The organism is Micromonospora sp. CA-248089, from assembly GCF_050948515.1.
Taxonomy (GTDB): Bacteria; Actinomycetota; Actinomycetes; order Mycobacteriales; family Micromonosporaceae; genus Micromonospora.
Genome location: NZ_CP192016.1, coordinates 6095475 through 6107637, shown reverse-complemented (window position 1 = coordinate 6107637; position 12163 = coordinate 6095475). Strand labels below are relative to the sequence as shown.

Below are 12163 nucleotides of genomic sequence, written 5' to 3'. Positions count from 1 at the left end.
GCGGTGGGTGCTCTCGTGGTTACTGTGATGTGTCACGATGCCCGGCTCGGGAGGCCGATTGCGCCCTGCGTGGCCTGCCCCGAAACGCCCGGAGCCTCCCACCGTGTCACTCCGCCGACGCGCGGGCGGCCGCCTGGAGGGCGGCACGCACGTCAGTGACCTCGATCACGCGCATGTTCTCCGGCCCGGCGCCGCTGCTCTCCGGCCCGCAGCCGGGCGGCACGAGGGCCAACCGGAAACCGAGCCGGGCGGCCTCGGCCAGCCGCCGGGGCACCGCACCGACCCGGCGGACCTCGCCGGTGAGCCCCACCTCGCCGATGGCCACCAGATGCGGGTTGAGTGCCAGGTTGAGCCCGCCGGAGGCGACCGCGAGCGCCACCGCCAGGTCGGCCGCTGGCTCCACCACCCGGATGCCGCCGACAGTGGCGGCGAAGACCTCCCGGTCGTGCAGCGTGAGCCGCTCGGTGCGGCGCTGGAGGACGGCGAGGACCATCGCGAGCCGGGCGCTGTCGAGGCCGGAGACGGTACGCCGCGGTGAACCGGCCACCGTGGCCCCGATCAGCGCCTGCACCTCGGTGACCAGCGCCCGGCGCCCCTCCATCGCCACCGTCACGCAGGTGCCCGGCACCGGTTCGGAGTAGCGGGTCAGGAACAGGCCGGACGGGTCGGCCAGGCTGCTGATGCCGCCCTCGTGCATCTCGAAGCAGCCCACCTCGTCGGCCGCGCCGAAGCGGTTCTTCACGCCGCGCACCATGCGCAGCGAGGAGTGCTTGTCGCCCTCGAAGTGCAGCACCACGTCGACCAGGTGCTCCAGCACCCGGGGACCGGCCACCTGGCCGTCCTTGGTGACGTGCCCGACCAGCACGGTGGCGATGCCGCGTTCCTTGGCGACGGCGACCAGGGCGGCGGTGACCGCGCGGACCTGGGTGACGCCGCCCGGCACGCCCTCGGTGCCGGTGGTCGAGATGGTCTGCACCGAGTCGAGCACCAGCAGCCCCGGCTTGACCGCGTCGAGGTGGCCGAGCACCGCCGACAGGTCGCTCTCGGCGGCCAGGTAGAGCTGGTCGTGCAGGGTGCCCATCCGCTCGGCGCGCAGCCGCACCTGGCTGACCGACTCCTCGCCGCTGACCACCAGCGACGGGCTGCCGGCACCGGCCGCCCACTGCTGGGCCACGTCGAGCAGCAGCGTCGACTTGCCCACGCCGGGCTCACCGGCGAGCAGCACCACAGCGCCGGGGACCAGCCCGCCGCCGAGCACCCGGTCGAGTTCGCTGACGCCGGTAGGACGCGCACGGGCGGGCGCGGCGCTGATCGTGGCGATCGGCCGGGCCGGCTCGGCCGGCATCCGCGAGCTGACCACCCGGCCGGAGACCATCGGGCCGGTGACCGTGCACTCGACCACCGAGCCCCACTCGCCGCACTCGGGGCACCGGCCCACCCACTTCGGGGGCTGGTGGCCACAGGCGTCGCACTCGTAGGCCGGGCGGGGTTCGCGGGTGGCGGCGCGACCGCGGCCGGCGCCGGCACGGGAGGGAGTCGATCGGGGCGTGGTCACCACCGGACGCTAACCGGCCCGTACGACGAAAGCCCACCCGGAACGGCGACACCGCCGGCGTGGCGCTGGCCACGACGGCGGTGCCGACGGAAGAAGGGGAGAGGTCAGTGGCCGCCCTCGACGCCGCTGTCCTCACCGACGTGCCGCGGCTCCACGATCTTCGACGGCGTGGCCTCCGGGGTCAGCGGGATGCCGATCGGCGCCGGGGTCGTGACGACCTTGCCGTTGCCGAAGTCGAAGGTCAGGTTGACCTGCTGGCCCACGAGCAGCTTCTGGTTCAGGCCGATGAGCTGCAGGAACCGCGGGTTACCGGCGTTGAGCTGCGCGTAGCTGAGCGCCGGGATCTCGATCCGGGCCGGCTGGCCGGCGGGCGCGGACTCGCTCGGCGACGGGCTGGCCGACGGCGACTCGGACGTCTCCAGCGACTGGCTCGGCGACGCGCTCGGGTCGGTGGCGGTCGGCGAGGCGGTGGCCGGCTCGGTGGGCGAACCGGTCGGGGTGGCCGCGCCGCTCTCGCCCGCGCCGGAACCGGTGAGCACGATCTCCCGGGCGCTGTCGGTGGTGACCGTCACGGTCACCGGCTTCTCGCTGTCGTTGTAGATCACCACGTTGACCGGCGCGTTCGACCCGGCCTCGTAGCCCTTCGGGCCCGGGAACTGCACGTAGAGCCCGCGCACCTTGTAGAGGTTGTCGGAGGTCTGGACGTTGACGCCCTGTACCGACGGGATCTTGTTGGCGGTCTCGGAAATCTGCCCGGCGCCGCACCCGGACAGCAGCAGGCTCGCCGCCGCCGTGCCGGCCAGCAGCAGGGCCGGCCCCCGGGAACCCCTGATCGAGCGCGTCACGTCGGTCCTCCTCGTCACGATCCCCGCCCGGTCGACCCCCGGGCACGGGGTGGCCATACCCGCGCAGACCGCGCTCCAGGGTAGTTGGAGCTGATCGAGGCCCGCACGCGGACCCGGCAATACCACCTCGGGAGGGACTGCTCAGACCACCCGGCCGCTCGTCACCAGCAGCACCACATCGATCAGCGCCACCACCAGCACCGCCCGGAAGGCGGTCGCCGAGCGTCCGGCGGTCGCGCGTCCCGCGTACCAGCCGACGGCCGGCACGGCGACGGCGGCCGCGACGGCCGACAGGCCGGTCCACGACGGCGGCCCGGGCGGGCCGAGGACCAGCGCGACGGTGGCCACGAGCAGCAGCCCGGCGGCGGCCAGCCGGCTGCCCGCCGGCCCGAGGCGGTGCGGCAGGCCGCGCACCCCGGTCCGGGCGTCGTCGGCCAGGTCGGGCAGCACGTTGGCGAAGTGCGCCCCGGCGCCGAGCAGCGCGGCGGCGGCCACCAGCCAGGCCGGGGGCACGGGTGAGCCGGGCAGGGCGAGCACCACGAACGCGGGCAGCGCGCCGAACGAGACCGCGTAGGGCAGCACCGACACCGGCGTCGACTTCAGCGGCCGGTTGTAGAGCAGCGCGGAGACCAGGCCCAGCGTCGCGCAGGCCGCCGCGGCCGGGCCGCCGGCCAGCGCCAGCACCGGCACGGCGACGGCGGCGACCACGGTGGCGCGGGCCAGCGTCGGCCGGGCGACCTCGCCGGTGGTCACCGGTTTGTCGGTACGCCCCACCGCCGCGTCCCGGTCGGCGTCGATCAGGTCGTTGCTCCACCCGACCGCGAGCTGGCTGGCCAGCACCGTCAGCGCCACCGCCACGACACCGGTCGCGGAGTGCCCGGCACCGGCGGCGAGCAGCGCGGCGACCACTGTGACCGCCGCTGCGGGTTCCGGATGGCTCGCCCTGACCAGCCCTAACACCCGTGTCGACATAAGGGAAGTCTGGTCGTTACCGGGCAGTCGTGCCACGCTCGACGCATGCCCGACGCGTCGCCGGTGTCCACTCCGTACCGGGTGCTGCCGCCGAACGACCCGCGGCAGTACGACGACCTGGCCGGCGAGTGGTGGCGGCCGGACGGCGCGTTCGCGATGCTGCACTGGCTGGCGAGGGCCCGGGCGGCGCTCGTGCCGGCGGCGTCCACGCCCGACGACCTGCTGGTCGATCTGGGCTGCGGGGCCGGGCTGCTGGCGCCGCACCTGGCCGGCAAGGGCTACCGCCACGTCGGGGTGGACCTGACGCGCTCCGCGCTCGACCAGGCCGCCGCGCACGGTGTGACAGTGGTCCAGGCCGACGCCACGGCGGTGCCGCTGGCCGACGGCTGCGCGGCGGTCGTCTCCGCCGGTGAGCTGCTGGAGCACGTGCCGGACTGGCGGCGGGCGGTCGCCGAGGCGTGCCGGCTGCTGCGTCCGGGCGGCCTGCTGGTGCTGGACACGCTCAACGACACGCTGCTGGCCCGGCTGGTGGCGGTGGAGGTGGGCGAGCGGCTGCCCACGGTGCCGCGCGGCATCCACGACCCGCGGCTGTTCGTCGACGCCCGCGCCCTGGTCGCCGAGTGTGCCCGGCACGGCGTGTCGCTGACGGTGCGCGGGGTCCGGCCGGAGCTGGGCGGCACGCTGGCCTGGCTGCTGCGCCGCGTGCGCGGTGGCGCCGACCGTCCGGGCAGGACCGAACCACGCATCGTGCCGACCCGGTCGACGGCGGTGCTGTACCAGGGCTGGGGGCGCCGGGGCGGGTAGCCGGGGCGGCCCGGGGTAAAGGACGCCGAGAAGGGGGCGACATGACTGTGCACGCGCTGGAGGCGGCCCGCCGGTTGGCGCCGCGACTGGCCGCCCGCGCGGCCGAGTACGACCGCGACGGTTCGTTCCCCGTGGACGACTTCGCGGACCTGCGGGCAGCCGGGCTGTTCGGCCTGATGGTGCCCCCCGAGCTGGGCGGTACGGGTGCGAGTTTCGCCGAGTACGCCGCGGTCGCCACCGAACTGGCCCGGGGCAACGGCGCCACCGCGCTGGTGTTCAACATGCACGCCTCGGTCACCGGCGCCCTGGGCGCGGTCACCGAGGAACTGGCCGAGGCGCTCGGCGTACCGGAGGAGGCGCTGGCGGCGCGGGACCGGCTGCTGCGCGCGGCCGCCGACGGCGCCTGGTACGCGGTCGCGATGAGCGAACGCGGCGCCGGCGCCCGGTTGTCCCAGCTCAGCACCGTCTACGAGCCGGTCGACGGCGGCTGGCACATCAAGGGCAGCAAGACGTTCTGCTCCGGCGCCGGCCACCCGGACGGTTACCTGGTGGCCGCCCGCAGCGCCGCCGACCAGTCGGTGGTGTCGCAGTTCCTGGTCCCGGCCGGGGACGGGATCACCGTCGAGCCCACCTGGGACTCGCTCGGCATGCGGGCCACGTCCTCGCACGACGTGCACCTGGACGTGACGGTGCCGGCCGACCGGCTGCTCGGCGGCGTCGAAGGGCTGGCCCTGGTGGTCGCCCAGCTCATGCCGCACTGGCTGGTGGCGAGCTACGCGGCGGTCTACGTCGGCGTGGCCCGGGCCGCCATCGACGCCGCAGCCGAGCACCTGAACGCCCGCAACCTCGCCGGCCTGCCCGCGGTACGGGCCCGCCTGGGCCGGGCCGACGCGGCCACCGCCGCCGCCGAACTGGTGGTCGCCGAGGCGGCCCGCCGGGTCGACGAGGCGCCCGGCGACGCCGAGACGAACCGCTGGGTGTGGCGGGCCAAGCTGCTCGCCGGCACCACCGCCGCCGAGGTGGCGGCCTCCATGTTGGAGGCGGCGGGCACGTCGGCGACCCGGCGCGGGCATCCGCTGGAGCGGCTCTACCGGGACGCCCGCTGCGGCTCGCTGCATCCGGCCACGTCCGACGTGTGCGCCGACTGGCTCGGCATCGCCGCACTTGGCGGCGACCCGGACCGGGACAGCGCGCTCCCTCGTTGGTGAGCGCGAGGAGTGAGCCGGTTTTGCGAGCCCCGCAGTCGCGAACGAAGAGCGGCACTGTGAGCGCGAGGAGTGAGCCGGTTTTGCGAGCCCCGCAGTCGCTAACGGAAGGCGGCACGGTGAGCGCGAGGTGCGAGTGAAGGGCGAGGGGTGGGGGACGTGGGCACACCGGTGATCGCGGGTCTGGGTACGGCGCAACCGCCGGCCGCGAAGCAGGACGAACTGTGGACGGGCTTCTTCGCGGGGCACTTCCAGGGCAACACCAGGGCGCTCGCCGAGCGGATCTTCGCCAACTCGGGCGTGACCCGGCGGCAGGCGGCGGTCAATCCGCTGCTGGAGGACGTCTCGGAGTGGCCGACCGAGCGCCGGATGCGCCGCTACCAGGTCGAGGCGCTGCCGCTGGGCAAGGAGGCGGTCAGCCGGGCACTCACCGCCGCCGGCCTGGACGCCGCCGACATCGGCCTGTTCATCGTCTGCTCGTGCACCGGGTACGCGACCCCGGGGCTGGACATCATGCTGGCCCGGGACCTGGGCATGTCCCCGAGCACCCAGCGCATGTTCGTGGGGCACATGGGCTGCTACGCGGCCCTGCCCGGGCTGGGTGCGGCGAGCGACTTCGTCACCGCCCGCGGGCGGCCCGCGCTGCTGCTCTGCGCGGAACTGACAAGCCTGCACATCCAGCCGCCGGGTGCCCGGGTGGACACCCAGCAGATCGTCTCCCACGCGCTGTTCTCGGACGCCGCGGTCGCCGCCGTGGTCGTCCCCGGCGGCCGGGGGTACGCGCTGCGCGAGGTCACCTCGGTCACCGACACCTCCACCGCCGACCACATGACCTGGGACGTCACCGACACCGGTTTCCGGATGGGACTGTCGCCGAAGGTGCCGCAGGTGCTCTCCCGGCACGTGCAGACCCTGGTCGACGAGCTGCTGGCGCGGCACGGGTGCGCGCGTTCCGACGTGGACGGCTGGGCGGTGCACCCGGGCGGGCCGCGCATCCTCAACGTGGTGGAGCGTGAGCTGGCCCTGCCGCCGGACGGGCTCGCCGCGTCCCGGGGGACGCTCGCCGACCACGGCAACTGCTCGTCGCCCACGGTGCTGCTGATCCTGGACCGGTTGTGGCGTACGGAGCCGTCGCCGCCGCGCTGGGTGGTGATGCTCGCGTTCGGGCCGGGCCTGACGCTCTACGCGACGTTGCTGGAACGGGTGGGCTGACGGCTCGCCCCGCCCGTGCCGCGCGGATACGCTGCCGTCATGGCCTCCGACGAGCGGGACGGGCGGGTACCGCTGACCGTCCTGACCGTTCTGGCGTTGACGGCCGGCGCGGCCTGGTGGCGGTGGGCGGCACCGGAGCCGGGTGCGGTCACCGCAGTGTCGGCGCCGCCGCCCGCGAGCGCCGAACCGATCGCCCGCACCTGGCGGGTCGACCCGTCGACCGGGGACGCCTGGCTGTCCCGCCCGGGGGGCGACCCCACGCTCCGGGCGCGCCGCGCACCGGCCACCGACCCGGACCGGTCGGTGATGGTGCGGGTGGAGCCGGACGGCACCTCGCGTGTGCTCCAGGTGTCGCACGTGGTGTGGCGGGAGACGTCGGACCTGACGCCGGACGGGCCGGCCGTCATCCGGCAGGTGAACCCCTCGCGGGGTGACGAATACCGGCTGTCAGTGAGCTGCTCCGGGGACGGGTCGATCGCCGTGCAGCTGTCCGGCGCCGGGACCGGCGACGCGCGGCGGCTGCTCCGGTGCGGCGGGCGACTGGAGCTGCCCTTGCTGGGCGGCACCGGCGCGCCGGTGCTGGTGCGGTTCAGCGGTGTACGCGGCCGGGCCGAGCTGAACGCCCGGCTCGAAGCGCTCTACTGACCGCTGTGGGCGCCCCGCTCGCGTCCTCGGCCCGGCGGCTCAGCCGCCCAGCCGGGCCAGGTCGGCGCCGTAGTCCGACAGCGGGCCCAGCTCCGGCACCACCCGGACCAGCGAGCCCTGCCGGTCCACGAGCACTGCGGCGGCGGTGCCGGGGTGGGCGGACAGGTGCAGGTAGGAGCGCAGCCCGCCGGCCGGGTCGCCGAGCGGGCGTACCCCGGGGACGCTCGCGGGCCCGGCGCTGCGGCCCTCGGTCACGGTGACCACCGTGACGCCGGGCGGCGCGGCGCGCGCGGCGGTGCCGACCTGCTCGGCGCAGGCGCAGGCGTCCACCAGGATGATCATGGCGGGCAGCAGGCTGCGCAGGGGTACCGGTGTGTCGTCGGCGCCGACCAGGTCCAGCGCGGGCAGCGGGCCGACCGGTTGCGGTGCGGCGGTGGAGCGGGGCAGCACAGTCGGCGCGCCGGAGCGGGTGGTGCGCGGCCAGGTGACCGCGGCCAGCCCGGCGAGCGTGACCAGTACCGACACGAGCAGGATCAGCACCGGCAGCCCGAGGCGGGCCGGAACGCCAGGCCGGCCGGCGCCCTGCCGCGTGCGGCGCAGCTCCCGGCGGACCTGCCGGGCCTCGTCGGCGAGCGCCGAGGCGTCGTCCGGGACGACCACCCGGCCCCACTCCGGGGGCAGGCCGGGCAGCCCGTCCGGCGGCCCCTGGCCGTCAGCGTCAGGCACGCCCATCGGACCCCCAGGAACGTCTCGGTGAGCGGACGTCACGTCCCTCACCAGCGTCCCGCACCGGCCGCCGTAACGCCACACCTGGGCGCGGACGGTCTTGCGGAGCTACCATGGAAGGAGCGCATCGCCCTAGATCTGGACGCTCCCGTCACCCCTTACCGGGTTGTCACGTGTTCCTCACGGAGCGTGTCGAAAGCATCGGTTTGACCGCCTGTCAAGCTGAAGAAATACCTCTCACAGGGCCCCTGAGCTGCGCCAACGATCAGGACAGCGGTGAGACATCGGTGCCTGAGCGTGTTACCCTAGACACAGCGAAAGGGGTTTCGAACCTATGGTTTTCAGTGTCGGCGAGACCGTTGTTTACCCCCACCACGGGGCCGCACTCATCGAGGCAATCGAGACTCGGGTCATCAAGGGCGAGCCCAGGGAATACCTCGTCCTGAGGGTCGCACAGGGTGACCTGACGGTCCGGGTGCCCGCCGAGAACGCCGAGATCGTGGGTGTGCGCGAAGTGGTTGGCGAAGAGGGCCTGGGCAAGGTCTTCGACGTGCTCCGTGCACCGCACACCGAGGAGCCGACCAACTGGTCGCGGCGTTACAAGGCGAATCTGGAGAAGCTGGCCTCCGGTAACCCGCTGAAGGTGGCCGAGGTCGTCCGCGACCTGTGGCGCCGGGAGCGGGAGCGGGGCCTGTCGGCGGGCGAGAAGCGGATGCTCGCCAAGGCCCGTGACATCCTCGTCGGCGAGGTCGCGCTGGCGGAGAAGAGCACGAAGGACGAGGCCGAGACGCTGCTCGACAAGGTGCTGACCGAGGCCTGATCCACGCCTCTGCCTCTACCCACCCCGCAGCGAACGAATCCGAGGACCGCGACGTGACCGCGCAGCTCAATCCGCGCGGTGACGTCGCGGTCCTCGTTCCTGCGGCAGGTGCCGGAGTACGCCTCGGACCCGGCGCCCCCAAGGCACTCCGGTTGCTCGCCGGCGAGCCGCTGCTGGTGCACGCGGTCCGCCGGCTCGCCGCCGCGCCCTCGGTGCACACGATCGTGGTGGCCGCACCGGCGACCGAGGTCGAGGCGGTACGCGCGATGCTCGCCCCCGTCGCCCCGGTGACGGTGGTTCCCGGTGGCGCCGAACGCCAGGAGTCGGTGGCAGCGGCCCTCGCTGCCGTTCCCGCCGGTCCGGAGATCGTCCTGGTGCACGACGCGGCCCGTGCGCTCACCCCGCCCCACCTGGTCGAGTCGGTGGCGGCGGCGGTCCGCGACGGGCACGACGCGGTGATCCCGGTGCTGCCGGTGGTCGACACGATCAAGGAGGTCGACGCGGCCGAGCGTGTGCTCGGCACCGTCGACAGGTCGGCGCTGCGGGCGGTCCAGACGCCGCAGGGCTTCCGCCGCTCGGTGCTGCTCACGGCCCACCGGTCGGCGGGCGACGCGCTCACCGACGACGCCGGGCTGATCGAGAAGCAGGGCGGCGCGGTCATGTGCGTGCCCGGCTCCGAGCTGGCCCTGAAGATCACCCGCCCGTTCGACATGGCCCTCGCCGAACACCTCCTGACCACAGGCGCCTGACGGCCGTCGTCCACCCGGCTCCCGGGATCCGCGGCGCGTACCCTCTGGTCATGATCGTTCCTCGGGTGGCTGTCGGCACCGACGTGCACGCGTTCGCGGCCGGGCGGCCCTGCTGGGTCGCGGGCCTGCACTGGCCGGACCAGGACGGCCTGGCCGGTCACTCGGACGCCGACGTGGCGGCGCACGCCGCCTGCAACGCCCTGCTCTCCGCCGCCGGTCTCGGTGACCTGGGCGCGAACTTCGGCGTGGACCAGCCGGAGTGGGCCGGCGCGCCCGGGGTGGCGCTGCTGACCGAGAGCGCGCGCCGGGTACGGGCGGCGGGCTTCCGGATCGGCAACGTGTCCGTGCAGGTCGTCGGCAACCGCCCGAAGATCGGGCCGCGCCGGGAGGAGGCGCAGCGGGTGCTCTCCGAGGCGGTGGGCGCGCCGGTGACCGTCTCCGCGGCCACCACCGACGGCCTGGGCTTCACCGGGCGCGGAGAGGGGCTGGCCGGGATCGCGGTTGCCCTGGTCTACGAGGCTCCGGCCGACTGACGCGGTGACCGGGGACGCCGGCCACCGCGTCACCCGATCAGTCGACGTCGGTGCAGACGTTGTGAGTCGTGCCGTGGAGCATCGTGATGGTCTTGTCGTAGGTGGGGGAGAACTCCACCCGGAACTGACCGTCGACGATCCACAGCCCCTTCGGCAGCGTGCCGGCGTTCTCCCGGAAGCCGAGCAGCACCGGCCCGGTCACGTACCAGGTCATCGAGCCGTCGGGGCGGTAGACGACGAGCGAGGTGCCGCTCGCGTCCGCCGTCGAGGTGGCACCGGTCTCCAGGTTCGTCACCCGGTTGATCAGAGCGCCGGTGAACAACTCCCGCTTCGGCGCGCCGTCCGGATAGGTCTCGATCGTCAGTTTCCGCACCTCGTCCACGATCGGCTCGACCCGTACCGCGAACTCGCACCGCGCGCCCGCCGGCATCTCGAACGGCTCCTGGGGTGCGGGTTCCCAGGCCCCGGGGGCGGGATGCCGCTCCGGCGCAGCGGACGCCGAGCCTGGTAGGGCCGCGACCACCGCCACCACGACGCTCGCCACCGCGATACTCATCCTGAACCGCATGTTCCACTCCATCCCTCGCTGGTCCGGGCGGCGAGCATCGCCGGGCCCGCTCACCACCGGCTCACCGCGCCGCGCGGCAGGCGTCGGGCGAACGGACCCGGCCGGCCGGGTTCCTCACCACGCGATCACCGTCGGGCGACAACCCCGGGCCGGTACCGGGTCGTCCTGTTCGGTATGGAGTTCCGCCTGCTCGGGCCGTTCGAGGCCCGCCACGACGGCCGGCCGGTCGAGGTCGGCAGCCGCCGCCAGGAGCGTTGCCTGCTCGGGGTGCTGCTGCTCGACGTGGGCCGGGTGGTGCCGACCGACCGCCTCATCGACCTGCTCTGGAACGGCCGGCCGCCGGCCACGGCGCGCAGTGCGGTGCAGACGTACATCGGGCGGCTGCGGGGCTCGCTCCATCCGTACGGGGTGTTGATCAGCACCCGGGGCGAGGGCTACGCGGTGGAGGAGGACGGGCACCGGGTCGACGTCGACGAGTTCGCCGAGTTGGTCCGGGCGGCCGGGCGGACCACCGATCCCGCCGAGCGGGTGCGGTCGCTCGACCGGGCGCTCGCCCTCTGGCGCGGGCCGTTGCTCGCCGACGCGGCGGACGACGAGCTGCGGGACCGGCTGCACGGCACGGTCGAGGAACTTCGCCTCGTCGCCGTGGAACTACGGGCCGAGGCCCAGCTCGCGCTGGGCCGGCACACGCGGGCGATCGCGGACCTGATGCCGCTGGCCGCCCAGCACCCGACGCGGGAGCATCTCGTGGCGGTCCTGATGACCGCCCTCTACCGGGGCGCCCGGCGGGCCGACGCGCTGCGCCTCTACCGCGCCACCCGGGACCTGCTCGCGGCCGACTTCGGCGTCGAGCCGGGACCCCGCCTCCGGGAGGTGCAGCGCCGGGTGCTCGCGGGCGACGACCGGCTGGACCGGGCCGCCCGGCCGATGCACGAGATCCGGGTCGGCGACGAGAGCCTGCCGTGGAGCGTGGGCGGCCATCCGGCCCTGGACTTCTGCAACACCCTCGCCGGGTGGGGGCACGAGCCTCCGATGCCCGGCGCCGAGTGGCTGCGCGGCTACCGCACCCTTGCCGTCTGGGCCGGCCATGTCGGGCTGGTGGACGAGGTCTCGACGAACCGCCTGCTGCACCTCGCGCGCCGTGACCCGGGAGCGGCGGAGGAGGTGCTCGACGAGGCCCGTACGCTCCGCGCGGCGCTCTACGCCAGCCTGGTCGACCCGGACGACGGCCCGGCCTTCGAGACGGTCGCGCGGGCCGCCGAGGCCGCCGCCCGTACGCTCGTCTTCCGGCGTGAGGCCGACGGACGCGGCCGCTGGTGGCCGGACCTTGCCGCCGGGCTGCGGCTGCCGGTGCACGCCGCCGCGTTCAGCGGCGCACAACTGCTCGCCGATCCGGCCCGGTTCACGGTGCGGGTCTGCCCGGACCGGCGGTGCGGGTGGCTGTTCCTGGACGAGAGCGGACTGCGCCGGTGGTGCAGTCTGGGGACGTGCGGCGGCCGGGCGGGCGCGTCCTGCCGGAGTGCCTGACG

Annotated in this window: 13 protein-coding genes; 8 read left to right on the top strand and 5 right to left on the bottom strand. The window is 74.7% G+C overall.

The window, feature by feature from the left end; translation table 11 throughout:
- Positions 1 to 106: 106 nt before the first annotated feature.
- The 3 genes from radA to ACQP26_RS28645 all read right to left on the bottom strand — a co-directional run bounded on the left by radA (position 107) and on the right by ACQP26_RS28645 (position 3372).
- Positions 107 to 1555 (bottom strand): DNA repair protein RadA, encoded by a 1449-nt coding sequence (radA, locus tag ACQP26_RS28655; RefSeq protein ID WP_030272015.1) that lies wholly within the window; start codon positions 1553 to 1555, stop codon positions 107 to 109.
- Between the two features lie 104 nt (positions 1556 to 1659).
- A complete protein-coding gene (locus tag ACQP26_RS28650; protein WP_269703671.1) occupies positions 1660 to 2400 on the bottom strand; it encodes a hypothetical protein in 741 nt (246 codons plus the stop codon).
- Positions 2401 to 2541: 141 nt separating this feature from the next.
- Positions 2542 to 3372: a UbiA family prenyltransferase gene (locus ACQP26_RS28645; protein ID WP_433494466.1), complete on the bottom strand. Its 831-nt coding sequence runs from the start codon at positions 3370 to 3372 to the stop codon at positions 2542 to 2544.
- Positions 3373 to 3417: 45 nt separating this feature from the next.
- On the opposite strand from ACQP26_RS28645, the gene ACQP26_RS28640 reads away from it, so the two are divergent.
- From ACQP26_RS28640 to ACQP26_RS28625, 4 genes are all read left to right on the top strand, one after another.
- Positions 3418 to 4176 carry a methyltransferase domain-containing protein gene (locus ACQP26_RS28640; RefSeq protein ID WP_269703673.1) on the top strand — a complete coding sequence of 253 codons (759 nt, stop codon included), beginning with the start codon at positions 3418 to 3420 and terminating at the stop codon, positions 4174 to 4176.
- Positions 4177 to 4217: 41 nt separating this feature from the next.
- The gene (locus ACQP26_RS28635; protein WP_433494465.1) at positions 4218 to 5384 is read left to right on the top strand and encodes an acyl-CoA dehydrogenase family protein; all 1167 of its coding nucleotides are present in this window, start codon (positions 4218 to 4220) and stop codon (positions 5382 to 5384) included.
- Between the two features lie 147 nt (positions 5385 to 5531).
- Complete coding sequence (locus ACQP26_RS28630) at positions 5532 to 6593, top strand: type III polyketide synthase (RefSeq protein WP_433494464.1); 1062 nt, start codon at positions 5532 to 5534, stop codon at positions 6591 to 6593.
- A gap of 39 nt (positions 6594 to 6632) precedes the next feature.
- Positions 6633 to 7238, top strand: a complete 606-nt coding sequence (locus tag ACQP26_RS28625; protein WP_269703676.1) for a hypothetical protein — start codon at positions 6633 to 6635, stop codon at positions 7236 to 7238.
- A 39-nt stretch (positions 7239 to 7277) separates the two neighbouring features.
- Here the strand turns inward: ACQP26_RS28625 and ACQP26_RS28620 are convergent, their stop codons facing one another.
- Positions 7278 to 7970, bottom strand: a complete 693-nt coding sequence (locus ACQP26_RS28620; protein WP_433494463.1) for a hypothetical protein — start codon at positions 7968 to 7970, stop codon at positions 7278 to 7280.
- Between the two features lie 328 nt (positions 7971 to 8298).
- Between ACQP26_RS28620 and ACQP26_RS28615 the strand changes: the two genes are divergently transcribed.
- Genes ACQP26_RS28615 through ispF form a run of 3 tightly spaced genes read left to right on the top strand, consistent with a single transcriptional unit; the run spans position 8299 to position 10066 of the window.
- Complete coding sequence (locus ACQP26_RS28615) at positions 8299 to 8784, top strand: CarD family transcriptional regulator (RefSeq protein WP_013288937.1); 486 nt, start codon at positions 8299 to 8301, stop codon at positions 8782 to 8784.
- A gap of 53 nt (positions 8785 to 8837) precedes the next feature.
- Positions 8838 to 9533 carry a 2-C-methyl-D-erythritol 4-phosphate cytidylyltransferase gene (ispD, locus tag ACQP26_RS28610; RefSeq protein WP_269703679.1) on the top strand — a complete coding sequence of 232 codons (696 nt, stop codon included), beginning with the start codon at positions 8838 to 8840 and terminating at the stop codon, positions 9531 to 9533.
- Between the two features lie 50 nt (positions 9534 to 9583).
- A complete protein-coding gene (gene ispF, locus ACQP26_RS28605; RefSeq protein WP_269703681.1) occupies positions 9584 to 10066 on the top strand; it encodes a 2-C-methyl-D-erythritol 2,4-cyclodiphosphate synthase in 483 nt (160 codons plus the stop codon).
- A 37-nt stretch (positions 10067 to 10103) separates the two neighbouring features.
- Here the strand turns inward: ispF and ACQP26_RS28600 are convergent, their stop codons facing one another.
- The gene (locus ACQP26_RS28600; protein WP_269703683.1) at positions 10104 to 10634 is read right to left on the bottom strand and encodes a hypothetical protein; all 531 of its coding nucleotides are present in this window, start codon (positions 10632 to 10634) and stop codon (positions 10104 to 10106) included.
- Positions 10635 to 10808: 174 nt separating this feature from the next.
- Here ACQP26_RS28600 and ACQP26_RS28595 point away from each other — a divergent pair, with 174 nt between their 5' ends.
- Positions 10809 to 12161, top strand: coding sequence for a BTAD domain-containing putative transcriptional regulator (locus tag ACQP26_RS28595; protein WP_269703685.1), 1353 nt, complete (start codon positions 10809 to 10811; stop codon positions 12159 to 12161).
- Positions 12162 to 12163 lie beyond the last annotated feature (2 nt).